This is a genomic window from uncultured Rothia sp. (assembly GCF_963555405.1).
Classification (GTDB): domain Bacteria; phylum Actinomycetota; class Actinomycetes; order Actinomycetales; family Micrococcaceae; genus Rothia.
The window spans coordinates 57,168-75,818 of the sequence record NZ_CAUVVO010000004.1 but is presented as its reverse complement, the minus strand read 5'-3'; the positions used below and the strand labels follow the sequence as shown (position 1 = coordinate 75,818).

The 18,651-nt window shown below is 60.6% G+C and carries 13 protein-coding genes; all 13 read right to left on the bottom strand.

From position 1 onward, the window contains the following. Positions 1–3: 3 nt before the first annotated feature. The 13 genes from murC to dinB all read right to left on the bottom strand — a co-directional run bounded on the left by murC (position 4) and on the right by dinB (position 18,497). Positions 4–1,503 (bottom strand): UDP-N-acetylmuramate--L-alanine ligase, encoded by a 1,500-nt coding sequence (gene murC / locus RWL87_RS04195; protein ID WP_313969017.1) that lies wholly within the window; start codon positions 1,501–1,503, stop codon positions 4–6. Next, entirely contained in the window at positions 1,503–2,603 is a 1,101-nt protein-coding gene (gene murG, locus RWL87_RS04190) for an undecaprenyldiphospho-muramoylpentapeptide beta-N-acetylglucosaminyltransferase (RefSeq protein WP_070830462.1), read from the bottom strand. The genes murC and murG overlap by 1 nt, the downstream gene beginning before the upstream one ends. A 211-nt stretch (positions 2,604–2,814) precedes the next feature. Further along, complete coding sequence (locus RWL87_RS04185; protein ID WP_313969016.1) at positions 2,815–4,962, bottom strand: FtsW/RodA/SpoVE family cell cycle protein; 2,148 nt, start codon at positions 4,960–4,962, stop codon at positions 2,815–2,817. Positions 4,963–5,111: 149 nt separating this feature from the next. Continuing rightward, a complete protein-coding gene (gene murD, locus RWL87_RS04180; RefSeq protein ID WP_313969015.1) occupies positions 5,112–6,698 on the bottom strand; it encodes a UDP-N-acetylmuramoyl-L-alanine--D-glutamate ligase in 1,587 nt (528 codons plus the stop codon). Continuing rightward, positions 6,698–7,903 carry a phospho-N-acetylmuramoyl-pentapeptide-transferase gene (gene mraY / locus RWL87_RS04175; protein ID WP_313969014.1) on the bottom strand — a complete coding sequence of 402 codons (1,206 nt, stop codon included), beginning with the start codon at positions 7,901–7,903 and terminating at the stop codon, positions 6,698–6,700. Before mraY ends, murD begins: the two co-directional genes overlap by 1 nt. 6 nt (positions 7,904–7,909) lie before the next feature. Continuing rightward, positions 7,910–9,529, bottom strand: a complete 1,620-nt coding sequence (gene murF, locus RWL87_RS04170) for a UDP-N-acetylmuramoyl-tripeptide--D-alanyl-D-alanine ligase (protein WP_313969013.1) — start codon at positions 9,527–9,529, stop codon at positions 7,910–7,912. Beyond that, a complete protein-coding gene (locus tag RWL87_RS04165; RefSeq protein WP_313969012.1) occupies positions 9,522–11,267 on the bottom strand; it encodes a UDP-N-acetylmuramoyl-L-alanyl-D-glutamate--2,6-diaminopimelate ligase in 1,746 nt (581 codons plus the stop codon). The genes murF and RWL87_RS04165 overlap by 8 nt, the downstream gene beginning before the upstream one ends. Before the next feature lie 168 nt (positions 11,268–11,435). After that, complete coding sequence (locus RWL87_RS04160; RefSeq protein ID WP_313969011.1) at positions 11,436–13,301, bottom strand: penicillin-binding protein 2; 1,866 nt, start codon at positions 13,299–13,301, stop codon at positions 11,436–11,438. A gap of 62 nt (positions 13,302–13,363) precedes the next feature. Continuing rightward, entirely contained in the window at positions 13,364–14,335 is a 972-nt protein-coding gene (locus tag RWL87_RS04155; RefSeq protein WP_313969010.1) for an amino acid ABC transporter ATPase, read from the bottom strand. Positions 14,336–14,356: 21 nt separating this feature from the next. Next, entirely contained in the window at positions 14,357–15,421 is a 1,065-nt protein-coding gene (gene rsmH, locus RWL87_RS04150) for a 16S rRNA (cytosine(1402)-N(4))-methyltransferase RsmH (protein WP_005507742.1), read from the bottom strand. Between the two features lie 102 nt (positions 15,422–15,523). Then, entirely contained in the window at positions 15,524–15,955 is a 432-nt protein-coding gene (gene mraZ / locus RWL87_RS04145; protein WP_005506565.1) for a division/cell wall cluster transcriptional repressor MraZ, read from the bottom strand. A gap of 573 nt (positions 15,956–16,528) precedes the next feature. Further along, positions 16,529–16,930, bottom strand: a complete 402-nt coding sequence (locus RWL87_RS04140) for a DUF3040 domain-containing protein (protein ID WP_005506566.1) — start codon at positions 16,928–16,930, stop codon at positions 16,529–16,531. Positions 16,931–17,102: 172 nt separating this feature from the next. Next, positions 17,103–18,497, bottom strand: coding sequence for a DNA polymerase IV (gene dinB, locus RWL87_RS04135; RefSeq protein WP_313969009.1), 1,395 nt, complete (start codon positions 18,495–18,497; stop codon positions 17,103–17,105). Positions 18,498–18,651 lie beyond the last annotated feature (154 nt).

Below are 18,651 nucleotides of genomic sequence, written 5' to 3'. Positions count from 1 at the left end.
AGCCTAAGCCTCCGACTTCTTCGACTCGCCACCGTGACGGACCTGCAGGGACTCCAGCAGACGAGCACCCAAAGCGGTCACGTCACCGGCGCCAACGGTCATCACAATATCGCCATCCTGAGCGCACGCCACGATATCCTCAATAGCGCCCTCAGCGGTAGCGTAACGAACCTCAGAGAAACCAGCACCGGTAATCAGCTCACTGGTCACGCCCTCAATGGGCAGCTCACGAGCCGGGTAAATATCCAACACGTGGGCACGATCAGCCATCGACAGGGACTGCGCAAACTCCTTCGCGAACTCGCGAGTACGAGAGAACAGGTGCGGCTGGAAAATCACGTACAGGTTGTGGCCATCAGCCACGGTACGGCCGGTCTGCAGGGCACGGAACACCTCGGTCGGGTGGTGCGCATAGTCATCAAAGACCTTCACGCCGGCAACCTCACCGCGCAGAGTGAAGCGGCGGTCAGCACCCACAAACTCAGCCAGCGCGCGAGCAATATCGGCAGCCTCGTAACCAGAAATCAACGCCGAAGCAAAAGCCGCAGAAGCATTCAGCTGGTTGTGAATACCGGGCACCTTCAGAGCAATATCCTGCTCACCCTCATAACGCACGCCACGGCATTCAAAAGACCAGGACAGGTGCGAAGAAGAAGACGAACCAGCGCTGGTAATTTCGCTAATGCGCAGGTCAGCATCCGCAGACTCACCGTAAGTCACCACAGGCACACCCGCCGCACGAGAACGAGCCGCAAGAGTAGCCGCGCCCGCATCATCAACGCAGGTCACCACAACACCGTTAGGCGCCAGCGAACCCACAAAACGGTTGAACGCCTCAAAGACACGCTCATCGGTCTCATAGAAATCCAGGTGGTCCGGTTCAACGTTCGTCACCACAGCAATCGCCGGGCGGTAACGCACAAACGAACCGTCCGACTCATCAGCCTCAGCCACAAAAATCGACTCCGGGCCCTGAGCACCCAGGTGAGCGTTCGTGCCGCGACCAGCAATCACAGTGCCCACCGCAAACGACGGGTCAGCACCCAGCTGATCAAACATCACAGAAATCATGGAGCTAGTCGTGCTCTTACCGTGAGTACCGGCAACAGCAACCACCTGAGACTCACCCATCACAGCGGCAAGCGCCTCAGAACGGTGCAGCACACGCAGACCCTGCGCACGAGCGGCAACAAGCTCCGGGTTATCCTCACGAATCGCAGTAGAAATCACCACGGTATCAACGTCCACAATGTTCTCAGCCTGCTGAGGAACACCCACACGAGCACCCGCAGCACGCAAAGACTCAACAGTAGCCGACTCGGCACGGTCAGAACCGCTCACCGTCACACCAGCCTGCAGCATCAGAGCGGCAATAGCGCTCATACCCGCGCCACCAATACCGATGAAGTGCACACGGCCCAACTCGCTCATCTTCGCACGCTCAGGGAACGGCGGGTTCAGCGGTGCCGGCAACACCATCTCAAGATTCATCAATTCAGTCATTACTTCTCAGCTGCCTTCAATACTGCTTCAGCCATAACGCGCGCCGCGTCACGGATACCAAGTTCATACGCCGCAGCGCCCATGCGCTCCAGCTCCTCCGGGTTCGCCATAAGAGCCGGAATCTCACGGGCAAACCACTCACCGGTGACTTCTGCATCCTTCACCAGCAGAGCCGCAGACGCCTCCACCAGAGAACGAGCATTCAGAGCCTGCTCACCATTACCAATGGGAAGCGGCACAAAAATCGCGGGAACACCCACCGCAGCAACCTCGCTCACGGTCGCCGCACCCGAACGCACCAGTAGAAGATCAGCGGCAGCATACACATCCTGCATGCCGTTGCTAAACTCAATCTGACGGTAATTCGGGGCGCTCAACAGCTCACCGTTCTCATCCAGAACAGCCTTACCCTTACCGGTAATGTGCAGAATCTGGAAATCCCACTCCTCAAAGTGGTCACGGCACGCCGCCACCGCATTATTCAGGCTCAATGCACCCAGCGAACCGCCGGTCACAATCACGGTCGGCTTCTGCGGGTCCAAGCCCAGGTTACGGCGAGCCTTCGAACGGTGCGCCTCACGGTTCAGGTAGGCAATCTCGTCCTTCATCGGCATGCCCACCAGGGTTGCGCGCGGGAACGGAGTATTAGGGAACGCCACACCGGTGAACTTCGCGAACGTACCACCCAGGCGGTTCGCCAAACCGGGCTTCGCGTTCGCCTCATGAATCACCACGGGAATCTTAGCGCTCAACGCCGACAGATACGCCGGCGGGCACACGTAGCCGCCCACACCAACAACCACATCCGCATCTGCTTCCTTGAGGATGCGGCGGGTCTTCGACAGACCACCAAAGAACTTAGCGGGGAAAGCCAAAGCGTCACGGTTAATGCTACGAGGGAACGCCGCGCGAGGAATAAACTCAATATCGAAACCAGCTGCCGGAACCAGCTCGGCTTCCATCTTGTCCGCAGTGCCCAGCATCAGAATCTTAGCGTTCGGCTCAAGATCACGAACCGCACGCGCAATCGCGAGCATCGGATTAATATGACCGGCGGTGCCACCACCGGCGAAGACTATAGAGGGCGCCTTCTTCGTCATAGGTCTTTCTCCCAACACATCGGTACAGCATCATTTTACGCTATCGCACCTGTTCAATAGAGCGCCCTCGCCATTGAGCTATGACTCAACGGCGAGGGCGTTATCTCTTATTCAGCGCATATTCATCACCGGCGGAAGCGCAACCCACAGCCCCGCTCCCCCGAACGCCGGCTCTCACGATGCCAGCTACACGGGGTGGGTTCCGCTGGGTTTAGCCCTGCTTACGGGTGCCGCGCTGAGCCGAGTTCCGAGCCGCGCCCTGAGCCGGACGCTGCTGAGCGCCGTTCTTCGGAGCACCCTTTGCCTGAGTACCCTTTGCTTGGGTACCCTGTCGCGGCGCTGCCTGACGTTGCGCGCCCTGTCGAGGATTACCCTGTCGCTGGGTACGGCGCAGACGATCCTCCGGATGCAACGGCTGCAGACCCGCAGGTAGCGAACCCGACGGACGGTGCTGCGCGCTACGAGGCTGGGCAGTACGAGGCTGAGCTGCCCGCTTCTGCGCAGCAGGCTGCTGAGCATTACGCGGCTGCACGGCGCGCTGCTGTACAGCCTGCTTCGGAGCCGCGGGCTTCTGACCTGCAGGCTTCGCAACGGTGGCCTTCTGAGCGGGGCGAGTCTGCTGACCGGTACGAGGCTGAGCAGGAGCCTTCTGCGGAGCTGCCTTCTGTGGTGCAGGCTTCTGCGAGGCCTTCTGCTTCTGAGCTTCAGCCTTCTGCTCCGCCTTCACGCGGGCAGCCTCTTCACGAGCCAGACGCGCCTCCTCGCGGGCACGGCGCGCCTCCTCACGAGCCTGAGCAGCCTCACGGCGAGCTTGCTCCCGCTCCTGACGCTCCTGCTCCCGCTGTTGGCGTTCCTGCTCCTTCTGCTGCTCATGAGCCACACGAGCCAGCTCACGCTGCTGATCCGGCGCAAAACCCAACCAACGGCGCAACGTGCTCTCCGGACCGAAAACAACCTTCAAAGGATTATGTTCCTTCAACAGGTGGCCACCAGCAGCCGCACGAGCCGCCTCCTCCTGATTCAGAACATCCTGCAACGGCGAACGACGCTGCCATTCAGCATTCTCACGACGAACCTCACGCACGCTCTGGGTCTCAATATTCGACGGTTTCGTCGCCCCACGCAACGGAGTCTGCCGTGCAAACGCCAACAACAAACCCGCCGCAAACAACGACGACAACAGCGACGAACCACCGTACGAAACAAACGGCAGAGGCACACCAATCACCGGCAAAAGACGGGACACCATGCCCATATTGATAATCGCCTGAGAGGTCAACCAAATCATGATGCCGCCCGTCGCCAGACGCACCAGCGGATCAGTAGTGCGCAGCATAATACGCACCGCGCAATACACTAGGCCCACATACAGCAGCAGAACCGCCAGCGTACCCAGCAGACCCAGCTCCTCACCAATAATGGCGAAAATATAGTCGTTATGCGCCTCAGCCAGGTAGTTGTACTTCTGACGCGACTGACCCAGGCCAACGCCCAAGAAACCACCGGTCGCCAACGCCACCTCACCAGAATTCGCCTGGTCACAGTTAGCGTTCGTACACGAACCCCAAATACCGAAAATACGAGCCACACGGTTCGCGCTACTGAGCACACCCACCAGCGCCAGCACCGCAAACGCGCCGCCAATCTTCAGCAACGAGCTACGAGAAGCACCCGCCAGCCACATCATGCCCACAAAAATGAAGCCATACACCATAGCGGTACCCATGTCACCACCGAGCATAATCAGCAGGACCAGGGCGCCCACACCATAAATCGAGGGGAACAGCGTACGCCAAATACTGCGAGAAATATCGCCGTGGCGGCTGTACACCCACGCCAGCCACATAATAATCGCCAGCTTCGAAAACTCCGACGGCTGGATCTGCGGACCGCCGGGGATTTTCAGCCAGTTACGGTTACCGTTCACCTCAACGCCAACGACTACCACAGCAAGCTGCATGACCAGCGCGATAATCAGCATCGCGTACACCACAGACTTCTTGTGGTAAACCCCAACAGGGATACGCGTAATACCCACCATCGCGAGAACGCCCACGACCAAGAACATGATCTGAGACGAAACCTGCGAAAACGGCGACTGCCCCTGAGAAATCATCGTGACGCTCGAAGCCGACAGCACCATAATGCAGCCAAAAATAGCCAGACCCAGAGTCGTCACCAGTAGCATCACCGGCACATCCCACAGGTCAGCCGTCAAACCACGACGGTACAGCCTACCGGCACGAGCACGGAACGGCGCAGAGAAATCCTCCAAACCGGCTCGCAAAGACGCCCAACGACCACTCGTAGTCGAACGCGCCGAAGAAGCCGAACGCTCCGAAGATGCGCTGGTACTCACATGCCCTCCTATAGGCCTCAACTGCCACGGATCCGTCGTGGCGAATACACGAAAAAGGTTCAGGGGTGGGACACCGTTACCATCCCACCCCCGAGAAGAACCCGCAGAAAGCACCCCGGTCACCCGAAGCGCCCTCTGCAGGTAGCGTCCTAAGAGTCAGCCAGCTGGGCGGCGACAGCGTTCGCAAACGCATCACCGCGCACCGCATAATTCTTGAACTGGTCCATCGACGCAGACGCGGGAGCCATCAGCACGGTATCCCCCGGATGCGCCAGCTCAGCAGCCTTCGCAACGGCCGCGTTCATCACGGCGATGCCGTCCGAAGAATCAGCCACAGCGGCGGTCATGTTGTAGGTCGGAACCTCCGGGGCGTGGTTAGCCAACGCCGACTTCAACGCCGCAGTATCAGTACCGATAATCAGCACAGCCTTCAGGCGCTTGGCGTGAGCAGCGATCAGCTCATCGTATTCAACGCCCTTCGACAGGCCGCCAGCAATCCACACCAGCGAGGGGTAGCCGCTCATCGACGCGTTCGCGGCGTGAGGATTCGTAGCCTTCGAATCGTTCACCCACATGATGTCGTTCGCGTAACCCACCAGCTGGTTGCGGTGCGCACCGGTCTTGAAGGAACGCAGGCCAGCGCCCACAGCCTTCGGGTCAATATCAGCCGCACGGCACAGAGCCGCAGCCGCCAGGGCATTCTCCACGGTGTGCTTCGCGGGCATCTTACCGGGTGCCGGAGCCAAATCCTCCAGAACCGCCAGCTCATACGCCTCGTTATAACGGTTCTTCAAGAAGGCGCGGTCCACCATGATGTCCTCAGCCAGGCCGAGCATCGACACGGCAGGCATCTCAGTGGAGCTGAAACCAATCGCGCGAGCGCCCTCAATGACGTCCGCGTTCTCGACCATGCGCAGGGTGTCCACGTGGTCGGTGTTGAAGATGCAGGCAACCTGAGTGTGCTCGTACACGCGTGCCTTATCAGCCTTGTAACGCTCGAACGAACCGTGCCAGTCCACGTGGTCCTCAGCGATGTTCAGAACCACCGAAGCATACGGGGACAGCGAGTAGGTCCAGTGCAGCTGGAAGCTCGACAACTCCACTGCGAAGAACTTGTAGGGCTCATCGTCGGCAATGGCGTACACAATGGGCATACCCACGTTACCCACCTGAATAGCCTTCTTACCGGCAGCCTTCAGGATGGAATCGACCATGCCCACGGTGGTGGTCTTACCGTTCGTGCCGGTCAGGCACAGCCACTTGGGGGTCGGGCGGTCGCTGCGCTCGTTCAGGCGCCACGCCAGCTCCACATCGCCCCAAATCTGGATGCGACGCTCGTACGCGTCCAGCATGACCGGGTGGTCGGGGCGCACGCCCGGGGAGGTCACCACAAGCTCGGGTTCCTGACCGTCCACCAGGGGCAGGGCACGCATGTGCTCGGGACCGAACAGACCCTCAACATTGCCGTAGGCGTTAGCGTACAGGTCGATGCGCTCACGCTTCTCCGGGGTATCTGCCCCGTCGATGACAACAATCTTCGCACCCAGCTGAGCGAGCACATCGGTCACAGCGTCTCCGCTGGTACCCATGCCCACCACGACCACACGCAGGTTAGCCCAGGGGGCGCCCCAGTGAGTCAGCTCCGCGAGGCGCTCGTTCTCATACACCGGGTTCACCGCAATAGCGGCGGCGTTCGCTTCAATGCGAGCTGTATCCGGCTGTTCATTAGTTGACATTAGTGAATCACTCCAGAAGTCTGCGAGAACCAGTCACCGAAGAACAGCGCCAGGGCAACGAGCACGCAGAGGGCGTTAACAACCCAGAGGCGGAACACGGAGTTCACTTCGCCGCTGCTGACGGTACCGGGGGCAATGCCTCGCTTATCAATTGAGTACTTGCCGTTGACGCCGACCTTCTCCATGTGGTGGTGGAAGGGGGTCATACGGAAGTAACGGTGCGCATGCAGGGGCTTCTCCCCCGCTGCGACCGAACGCTTACGGCTGGTCTTGAACACGAACTTCTGCACGATCACAGAGAACACTTCCAGCACGGGAATCAGAGCGATGACCAGCAGAAGCAGTTCGGTGCGGGTAAACAACGCGAAAGCAACCATTGCGCCACCGAGCGCCAGGGAACCGGAGTCGCCCATGAAGATCTGTGCCTTCGACACGTTCCACCAGAGGAAGCCAGCCAGCGAACCCACCAGGGATGCGGCAATCAGAGCCAGCGAACCGGGGTCGCGCACATCGTAGCAGGCGGTGCCAGCGCCAGCGGAGCAGGCGTGTACGTACTGCCAGATGCTGATGGTCAGGTAGCCGGAGAAGATGGTCATCATGATGCCGCCAGCCAGGCCGTCCAGACCATCGGTGAAGTTCACCGCGTTCGTACCGGACAGGGAGATGAGGGTAATCCAACCAACCAGCAGGATGGAGCCGAAGACCGCGCCCGCCGCGAACAGGTCAATGGGCAGGTCACGTACGAAAGAGATGGCGGTCGACGCCGGACGAGCACCCGACTCGTTCGGGAACTGGAACGCCAGGTACGCAAAGGGCAGGGTCACGCCCAGAAGACCAATGGTCTTCTGCTTCTCGGTCAGGCCCTCGTTGCCCTTATTACGGAACTTCATGATGTCGTCCGCCGCGCCCACACCGAGCATGCCCAGGGTGAAGGCGATGGTCAGCCACGCGGTAGCGGTCGGTACCGGCGCGGTTCCGAAGAGCAGTGCGCTCACCGCCAGGGTCAAGAAGTAGGCGAGAATCGCCGCGGGGATGAAAATCAGACCCGCCATGGTGGGGGTGCCCGCCTTGTGCTGGTGGGCTGCCGGGCCTTCCTCACGAATGAGCTGACCAAGCTTGAGAGCCGACATCTTCTTGATGTACACCGGCAGCGCGGTGAGGGAGATGAGGAATCCGAAGATTCCAGCAATCAGCACGGTAATCATAAAGCGCTACCCTTCGTTCGTGGTCTGTTCGGTCGAAGTACGGTCGCCATTAGCGGCGCCGTCCAGGTGAGCGGCAAGGTGGTCGCTCAAATCGGTGGTTTCAACAAAGTCACCGGCAGAAAGCCAGGTCGGTGCCTGCTCTTCCTCAGCACCGAAGGTGTACTCGGCGAAAGCAACCTGGTCACCCAGAATGCCCAGCTTCGCGCCGTTCGAGGACTTGAAGAGCACAATGTCGCCGGGGCGAACCTCGGCACGCAGAATCTGCTCTGCCTCTTCCGGGGTCTTCACCCAGGTCGCCTCATTACCCCAGGAGCCTTCCAGGTGAGCCGCGTTGTAGGTGGGCTTCGTCTCGTCGCCCACAGCAATCAGCTTGGAAATGTTCATGCGCACCACGAGGCGGCCGATGCGGTCGTGCTCCTCCACGGAGGCGTCGCCGAGCTCCAGCATGGCGCCCAGAACAGCCCAGGTGCGGTGGGGCTGGCCGGTCGCCGGGTCAACGGTGCGGCCCAGCTGCGCCAGGGTGCGCAGTGCCGCCGCCATCGACTCGGGGTTCGCGTTGTACGCGTCGTTAATGACGGTCACGCCGTCGGCACGGTCGGTGCGCGCCATACGCCACTTCGAAGCCGCCGCTGCCTTATTGAGCGCGCGAGCAATCTTCTCACCGGAAATACCGCTGTTGTAGGCGACAGTCGCCGCAGCCAGCAGGTTGTGCACGTGGTGCTCACCAATCAGCTGCGAGGAAATCTCGTACTCGCTACCGTCAGGCAGGCGCAGAGTGAACTCGGGGCAACCGGCATCGGTGGTGCGCAGATTCAGCGCCGCCACGTAACGCTCGTAGGGCTGACCGTTCGCGCCGGTCTTCTCACCCACACCAAAGTACGTAATGGGTGCAACCGAACGCGACGCCATGCGCAGCACGCGCTCATCGTCAGCGTTCAGCGCCAGGGAACCGGTCGGCTGAACACCCTCAGCCAGCTCGCCCTTAGTGCGCTCAATATTGTCCACGCCGCCGAACTCGCCAGCGTGCGCGGTACCAACCTTCAGGATTGCGCCGTGATCGGGGTGCGCAATATTCGCCAGGTACTCGATGTTACCCACACGGTCCGCACCCATCTCAATGACCAGGTAGCGGGTGGACTCATCCGCACGGAAAACGGTCAGGGGCACGCCCACCTCACTGTTGTAGGAGCCGACCGGGGCAACGGTCGGGCCCTCCGGGGTGAAAATGGCGGCAAGAAGGTCCTTGGTGGTGGTCTTACCGGCAGAACCGGTAATACCGATAACGGTCAGCTCACCCTGAGCGCGCATCTGCTCAATGGAATAGCGCGCCAAATCGCCCATCGCCAGCACCACATCGGGCACCTGAATGCTCGGGTAGGGCACGCCCTGCTCGTCGAGTACTTCACGCTCGACCAGCGCCAGGGTCGCGCCCCGCTCAAACGCCATGGGGATGAACCTGTGACCGTCAGTGACCGCACCGGGCTTCGCCACGAACAGGGTGCCGGTCTGCACCTCGCGGGAGTCGGTGGTGGCGAAGTCTGCGAACACCTGCTCCTCACGGCCCTCCAGGCCGATAGCGGTGCCGCCGGTTGCCTCAATAATCTGGGCGGCGCTGAGCTTAATCATTCTTCACCATACCTTCAGCGGTTTCAGAGTCACTTTCATCGAGCATTCGCTGGTAGTCAGGCAGAATCTCGAAGCCGTGCGCACGCAGGGCACGGGCAGTTTCAACGCGGTCGTCCAGGGCGATATCCACGCCGTCAACATCCTGTTCGGTTTCGTGGCCGCGGCCAGCAATCAGGATGGCGTCGTGCTCGCCCGCCAGGGCAATCGCCGCATCAATCGCGGCGGCACGCGGAGAGATATTCAGAATCTGGGTGGCTCGGCGGTTCTCAGCCTTCTGTGCGCCCTCTTCAACGGCGGCACGAATCGGCTCGGGCGCCTCACCGTGCGGATCGTCATCAGTCACAACCACAATATCTGCGTACTGTGCCGCAATCGCACCCATAATCGGGCGCTTGAGCTGGTCACGCTCACCGGTCGCGCCGAAAACAATCATGACCTTGCCGTCGCCGGGGCGGTCCATCGCCTCCAGGGCACGGGTCAGGCCGTCAGGGTTGTGGGCAAAGTCCACAATCGCGTGCGGAGCCAAAGAAATCAGCTGCATACGGCCCGGCACCACCGGAGTCAGAGCCGAACTGGACGCCAGCTCAGGCAACAGACGCTCACGCTCAGCGGAGTCAGTGTCCAGGTACGCCATGAGCGCCGCCAGCGCGGCATTCGAAATGTTAAAATCAGCGGGCAGACCGGTGTAACATTCAATGCTCTCACCGGCACCGTTAGCCACGTGGAAGCGGTGGCCCAGGCCCTCACGCTGAACCTTCACCACAGCCCAATCGCGGGCACCAAACTCTGCGGGCACCTCAGCCAGGCCGGCACCTCGAGCAGTTACCAGACGGTGAACCTGCTGCGCACCCATCTGCTCGCAAGCGGTGGAGAACATCTTCTCGCCCCACTCGTCATCAGCAGTAATCACCGCCAGCTCGGCGCGCTCGGGAGTGAACAGCTGAGCCTTCGAGTTGAAATAATGCTCCATGGTGCCGTGCAGATCCAGGTGATCCTGAGTCAGGTTCGTAAAGCCAGCAACCGCATACTTCACGCCGTCCACACGGTGGTAATCAATCGCGTGTGAGGAAACCTCCATTGCCGCGCAACGCACCTGATGCTGACCCATAATCGTCAGCAGAGAATGCACGTGAGGAGACTCAGGGGTGGTCATCTTCGAAGGAACCGACACACCATCAATCAGAATCTGAATAGTGCCAATCAGACCCGTCTTCACACCCAGGCCGGTGCGGAACACCGACTCCAACATGTAGGTGGAGGTGGTCTTACCGTTCGTACCGGTCACCGCGTAACGGTGGGTAGCGGGGAACGAAGCCGAACCATAAATCAGCGCAGCCAACGGACCGACATACTCGCGCAGGTTCTCAGTCACCAGGACAGGCACCGGCGCCTCACCCAGCAGCTGCGCACCGGCAGCATCCGTCAAAATAGCGGAAGCACCCAGCTTCAACGCAGCCTCAGCAAACTGCGCACCGTGCACCTTCGCACCGGGCAGAGCCACGTACAGGTCCTGTGGGCGAACGCCTCGGGAGTCCATGCTGATACCGGTGACCTCAACAGAATCACCGGATTCAGAACCCTGAACGCCACTAGCCGGCTGGGCACTCACCTGAGCACCCAATCCCTGCAGATATTCGCGAAGGTGCGCCAAACTCACCGGGCGCACAGAATTCGGGCGCAGAGTCTGAGCGTCGCCGCCCAGCAGGTTCTGGCCGGGTGCGTGAGATGCGGTATCCATCGTCCTTCTTTCCTCTCCGCTGTCCGAAGCGGTGAGCTCTGTATGGTCAATGCGCTCAAGGCACACAGGGTCATTCAATATTCTACGGTCTTTAGGCTTCGACAGGTGTTCAGTACCGGCGCTTCTTCATCACGAATCAGCTACCGGGCGCCTCTCCCCCGCTCGCCTTTAGCTCGTCTTATTGGGGCTGTCCTCAGCAAAAAGCGGAATCAACTCCGGTTCACCGGTAGAACGCGGCACATTATAGGTGTGCAGGGTCTTCTCCATAATCTTGGAGAACTCAGCCGTCGTACCGTTCGCACCCACGCTACCCTCAGGACGCTGCATGGTCACCGCCACCAAGAACTGAGGGTTCTCAATCGGCGCCACACCAATAAAGGAAGTCGTGTTGCCGTCGTAGCCGCCCTTCTCACTCGGAGTTTCCGCAGTACCGGTCTTACCGCCCACGCGGTAGCCGGTCACCTTCGCCGGACGGGCGTGGCCCTGCTCCACCACATTCTCCATGAGAGTCAGGCAGGAGGCGGCAGTCTGCTCGCTGACCATGCGTTCGCCAGGCTCCACGGCACGCTTATGTTCGGTGCCGTCCGCGTCAATAATTGCGTCCACAATACGCGGCTTCAGACGAACGCCCTTATTGCCCAGTGCCTGGAAAATCATAGCGGTCTGCAGCGGAGTCTGCGCAACACCCTGACCGAACAGCACCGTGTACTGCTGACGGCCGTCCCAATCACGCCAATCAGCGATTATACCCTGCTCCTCACCGGTCAACTCAATGCCGGTAAACTCGCCGACGCCGTACTTCTTCAACCAGTTGTAGCGCTCTTCCTTGCTGAGCTTCTGACCGACCAGCACCGTACCGGTGTTCATCGAGTCATGAATAATGCCCGAGAAAGTACGCCGCTGCGCCCCGTGCTCAAACGCATCCTTGAAAGTCTGGCCGTCAATCGTGAGGGTCGCGGGCACATCATACACGCTAGTCGGAGTCGTCAGGCCCTGCTCAATCAGTGCCGAAGAAGTCAGCATCTTCTCGGTCGAACCGGGCTCCACGTTCTGCGAAATAGCGCGCGGAGTCATGTCCGCCGCATCCTCAATAGTTGCCGCCCCCGGGTCCATCGTGGAGGAATCAGCGAGAGCCAAAATGGAGCCGTCACGCACATCCATAACAATGGCGGTACACCATTCAGCCTTCAGCTCCTCGGCGCGAGCACGTACCACCTGCTGCGCAAAATACTGCACATCACGGTTAATGGTCAGACGAATATTCTTACCGTCCACCGCCAGGCGCTGCTCTTCCTTCGCCACGGGGATACGCACACCATCAGCACTAATCTCGTAGGTGCGCTCACCGGGGGTACCGGCAAGCTCCTTCTCGAAGACACGCTCAATGCCCACCGAGAAGTTACGGGACACCGTGCCGCCCTTGCCGTTGCCGTCAGCCTCTTCAACAATGTTGTACTTGCCGACCACGGAGCCACCCACACTACCGTTGGGGTACAGGCGCTGGGAGAACGCCTCACCGTAGATAAAGGGCGCACCCAGAGCATCAATCTTATTGAAAATCTCCGGGGTGATATTTGCCTTAATCACCGAGTACTTGGAGGTGCCGTCCAGCTTGGACTTGATGAACTCATCGGTAATGCCCGGGTCAACGGTCTTGAGAATATCGACCATCTCGTACACCAGCTGGTTGGGGGTGACCTCAATCTTCTGGGTACGGTCCTCGTTGTACCGCTTAAAAGTTGCCACGGCGCTCTGATCTGCGGTCAGGTTATAACGCTGCACGGTACGCGCCATAACGTTACCGTTGATATCGAGAATCTGGCCACGCACAGCAGGCAGCACCTGCGAGCGCAGACGCTTCTGACGGGACGCATTCGCCACCGCACCGGGGTCAAAGCCCTGACGGATAAACAGGTTCGCACCGATGACGCCCAGAGCGCAGGTGGCTGCGGCGCCTGCGACGAAGCCACGGCGGGTCAGATCCGGCTGACCGGATGCCGATTCGTTCGCGTTCTTACGCGCGTCAGAGCTCATGCGGTGGTCCTTTCGCTGGTCTAGTCTATCGGTGATGCTGTGCATCCTGTGGTCAATGGTGTTTATCGTGCAGCCTGGCTTGCCGCGGGGCTAGCGGCAGGGCTGGGTTGCTGAGCGGCGCTCGGTGCAGCAGATGCGGCGGGGCTAGCAGGTGCGCTCGGTGCAGGGTTAGCCTGCTGGGCGGGGCTTGCCGAGGCGCTTGCAGATGCCTTAGCCGAAGCGCTCGCCTGGCTGTGTCGCTGCTGAACAGACTTGTCCGCCTCCACAATGCCCTTGGCGTAGCTTTCGTTCGAGCCGGCCGCCGGAGGCGCAATCAGGTTCTCCTGCTTGTTTCCCTCAGCACCGGTCGGGCTTGCCACCGGGGCGGGGGTGCCCTCAATCGTGGAGGACTGCAGGTTCAGGGTCGCCTGCGAAGAGCTCACAAACATGCCCAGGGTGCTGGCGCGTATCGCCAAATCCTGCGGGGCTTCCTTGAAGCCAATCTCCTGCTGCAGCGCCTGATTTTCTTGCACAAGCTGCTGCTCCTGCGCGCGCAAATCCACCATGTCGTACTGGCGGGTCACGATCAGCACGTTGAGCAGCAGAATAAAAATCAGGGTCAGCGGAATTGCCGCAAAAACAGCGAGCATGGTGGGCGGGCTGAGCTTACGGGCTCGGCGGCGCACAGTGGACAGCGGGTTACGCTGCTTAGGCTTCTCTTCTCGGGTCTCTTCGGTGCGGGCTGCCGCACGGACGCTCGAGGGTACACGGCTCGCGTTCGTTGAGGTGCGCTTACCGCCGTGCGAAGCAGCGGTGCTGGCGGGGCGGACCACCGACTGGGAGGCGGTGACCGGCTCCAGACGTGCGGTGCGGGTGCGGCCGGAGTGTGCTCGGGTGGAGGCGCGGCTCGCCCCGGTGGAGCCACCTGTAGAGGATGCGCGGGTAGAGCCAACGGCGCCGGGGGTGCCGGCGGCAGGGCGCGAGGAACCGGCGCGTCGACTCCGCGGGGCGCCCTGGGTGCGGGTGGGGCGCGGGGATGCGTGCTGGGTGCTCACTCTTCTTCGCTTTCTATTCTTCTACTTGGCGGGGATGCGGATCTTCTCGGCGGCGCGCAACTTGGCGCTGGCGGCGCGAGAGTTCTGTTCGATTTCCTCGTCGGTAGGCGGTTCGGCGCCGCGGGTAATGATTTTGACGGTGGGCTTGTGCTCTTCAAGCTCTACCGGGAAGCCCTTGGGTGCCTTGGAGGTTGCCTCTGCGGTCAGTGCCCTCTTGACGATCTTGTCTTCGAGGCTGTGGTAGCTCATGGCAACGAATCGGCCGCCAAGGTTGAGCGCCTCCAGGGCCGCCGGTACGGCGCGTTCGAGGGCTTCCAGTTCGTGGTTCACTTCGATGCGCAACGCCTGGAAGGTGCGCTTGGCGGGGTGGCCGCCGGTACGCTGCGCGGCGACGGGCACAGCCTTCTGGATAATGCGGACGAGTTCACCGGTGGTTTCCAGGGGTGCGTTGGCGCGGGCGGTGCAGATGGCGCGGGCGATACGCGACGCGAACTTCTCTTCGCCCCAGTTGCGGATAATGCGGCGCAGCTGATCTTCGCTGTATTCGTTGACGACGATGCGGGCGGTGAGCTCGTCTTCGGAGTTCATGCGCATGTCCAGGGGCGCGTCGTAGGAGTAGGCGAAGCCGCGGGTGCGTTCGTCCAGTTGCATAGAGGAGACACCCAGGTCCATCAGGATGCCGTCGATGCCCTGCACTCCGGCGGTTTCCATGGCGCGGTCAATCTCATCGTAGACGGCGTGGACGGGCACGAATCGGTCACCGAAGCGCGCCAGGCGCTCACCGGCGATGGCGTGCGCTTGCAGGTCGCGGTCAATGCCGATGAGTACAAGGTTTTCGAAGCGTTCAAGCAGCGCCTCGGAGTGACCGCCCATGCCGAGGGTGCCATCAATAACGTAGGCGGTGCCGCGCTCCTCAACGGCGCGTTCAATGCCGGGTGCCAGCAGGTTAATGCAGCGGTCCAGCATGACGGGCACGTGACGTTCGCTGGCTTCACGCTGGGAGAGGTTCTCAATGGATGCGCCGGTGACCTTGGCGGCAGCGCCGGATGCGGTCGTACCGGTTTCGGGGGCGTGGTCTACGCTCATGGGTGCTCCTGTGAGAGTTTGTCCTGCGGGAAGGTTTACGGAAGAGTGGTGCGGTGGTGATAGAGAGATGCCGGGTGGTAGCTGCTACACCGGCAAAACCGGCTAGAGCAGCGGGCTGAACGGGTCCTCGTCGAGGGCAGCGAATTCAGCTTCGGTGCGGGCGAGGTATTCCTCCCAGGCGGCTGCATCCCAGATTTCTGCGCGGGTACCGGATCCGATGACGACGAGGTTGTCGGTCAGTCCTGCGTATTGGCGCAGTATCGGCGGGATGGTGATGCGTCCCTGCTTGTCGGGCAGTTCGTCTGAGGCTCCTGAGAGGAAGACTCGCAGGAAGTCTCGGGCGGCTCGTCCGGGCAGGGGCGCGGTGCGCATCCGCTCGTGGATGCGTTCAAATTCTGCGGCGGGGAAAACGTACAGGCATCGTTCTTGACCGCGGGTCAGAACGAGGCCTGCTGAGAGTTCCTCACGGAATTTGGCGGGAAGGATGATTCGTCCTTTGGCGTCCATTCGTGGCGAGTAGGTACCTAAGAACATTCACTTCACCTCCCCGATGTGTGCCCCTGATGTGTGCCATTGTGCTGAAGCCTGCGGGAGCGTGGTTGCTCCACGAATCCTGTAGGTGCCGGTGGCGGGGTGTGCCGGGCCAGCGCCTCCGCCGTCTGTTTGAGGGCACGGCGATAGGACTGACTTTCAGCTTTCCCCTCCACTTTACCCCACTTTCCACCACCTACCCCACCCAGCAGAGTATCTTTTAGTGTTTTTATGCTCTCTTCTGCATTTTTAACGCTGCCGCACAGCTTCTACACAGCTTCGGGTCGCGCCCGCTCAGCGTAATACCCTCAGCATGCCTGCCATACCCCGGCTCAAGTAAAGGCTCAATAACAGGGCAAGCTTCAGGAATCGGCGTGACCCGTCTACCAGCTTTCATAAAGCATCCACGCTTCACTATTTCAGGCATAGAAAAAGCGGAAGGTAAGAGAATTCTTACCTTCCGCCTGTGAAGTCTTGTTGAAGCCTTAAGGCCCTAGAGAGCACGGATGCTCAGCCGCGAGAAATACTAGTCGTGAGAAAAACTAGCCGCGAGAAAGCTATTGCAACAAAGCAGTACTAGAACTGGCCGTTATTGCGTTCGTCCCAGCGGTCCTCCAGACGATTCATGAAGGAGGAACGCTCCTTCTGCTCACGCTGACGCACGCGAGCTGCGCCCTCTGCCTTACCGCCGAGGAAGGAATCCACGGGAGTCTTCTTGCTGGTGGTTGCGAAGTACACGCCACCTGCCGCGAAGAGGAAGCCGAAGACACCCAGCCAAATCATATTCGATGCAACTGCACCAATAATGATGCCCAGGCCAATGAGAACGAAGAGAATACCGAGAGCCAGGTGGCGAGCACTGAAAACCGGCGCGGTGTTGCCGGTTGAAGACATGGAGGAGGCAAAGTGCGGGTCCTCATTGCTCATGAGTTCTTCGAGCTGGTCCAGAACCTTCTGTTCACGCTCGGACAGTGCCATCGTTTTCTCCTTTGAGGTGTCGCTACTCAAGATGACGTCGGTATCAGCCGGGTTAGCTAGTGCATCAGCTAGCGCGGTGGGCGCTTCTTCCCGTCATATGTTTCCGGTCGTATGTTTCCCATCGTACCGCGCGGGGTGGGGTTGGCGCATTCTTTTTTCGGACAGAAGCTCTTTATGACCTCTTTTCGTCAATGCTCTTCTCGGGCGCGGTAACTCCGGAGGCTGGCTTGAGGCTTTCCTGTGAGTACTTACGGTGAATCGCGTCCATGACGTGCTCAACCTCGGACCATCTGCCGCTCTTCACGAGGCGGGCGCCAGACCCCGAGTGAGCGCCAGCTCCCGAGCGAGTACCGTTCTGCGGGCTATTGTCCGCTCCCCCGCCGCCTCGTTGTGCGGAGGCGTTTTGCGAGGAGGCGGTTTGTGCGGAGCGTGGGTTTGCCCCGCTCTCGATAGAGTCGAAGAGGGTTTGTTGCACTCCGTCTTCTGCGCGGGCGAGCTTTTCGGCACGCACCCCGATGAGTCGCAGGGCGCGGGGTACCGTCTGTTCTATCACGATTTCATCTGCTCGCAGGGCTTCCAACGCCAGGGAGGCGATCTGCATGCCGGAGTCCACGGGCACGTTTAGTGGGATAGCGCGGGTGTGCGTTTCGAAGGTGCTGTAGCGGATTTTGAGGCTGAGCCCTCCGGCGAGTTTCCCCGAGGATCGCAGGCGCTTTCCCAGCTTGAGACTCAGCTCCCGAATAGCAGCGCTCACCTCCTGGGCATCGGTCGTATCCGTCTCGAAGGTGTGCTCGCCACCCATGCTTTTCTCTTCGCGCTCGGTAATCACGGGGCGTTCGTCAATACCGCGCGCCATGGCCCAGAGATGCTCGCCCTGGGCTGTGCCGAAACGTTCTTTGAGCCAATCCAGGCTCATGGACCTCATCTGGGCGATGGTGTGAATACCGTATCTGGAGAGCTGCTCGGTGCTTTTCGCACCCACTCCCCACAGGTCGGAGACTTTTCTCGGGTCAAGAAATTCTTGAACGCGCTCGGGTGGAATGACCCACAGCCCGTTGGGTTTACTACCGGTGGACGCCATTTTTGCGAGTAGTTTATTGGGCGCCACCCCCGCGGAGGAGGGCAGGGAGAGCTCCTGCGCGATGCGGTCGCGAGCGCGCTGCGCCAGGGCGACGGGGTCTTGGCCGTGCAGGTAGGCGCCGGTGAGGTCTACGAAGGCTTCATCCACGCTGACCTGCTCAACGTAGGGGCTCAGATCGTGAAGGATTGCCATGACGGCGCGCGAGTAGTGCCGGTAGTCGCCGCGCAGCGGCAGGACGGTGGCGTTGGGGCTGAGGTTCCGGGCACGACTGAGCGGCATTCCGGAGCGCACTCCGTGGGCGCGCGCCTCGTAGGAGGCGGAGCATACGACCGAGCGGGGGCCCAGAGGCGCCACGATAATGGGCTCGCCGCGCAGAGCGGGGTTTTCGAGGAGTTCGACATTGACGAAGAAGGCGTCCATGTCCAGGTGCATAATGACGCGGCCGTTCCTTGCGCCGCTGTTCTTGCTGGTTCGCGTCTGCCCCATGTCGCCTCCTCTCATAGCTTCTACGCCCACCTACCAAAAATATAGCACATTTCTACGAATGATAGGGGTAATATATCGTAAATGTATTCGTAAATGCGTTCTCTTGGGCTTTTCTCCACTAAGCTAGAAGAAGTGCACACCGCACGGCATCAGG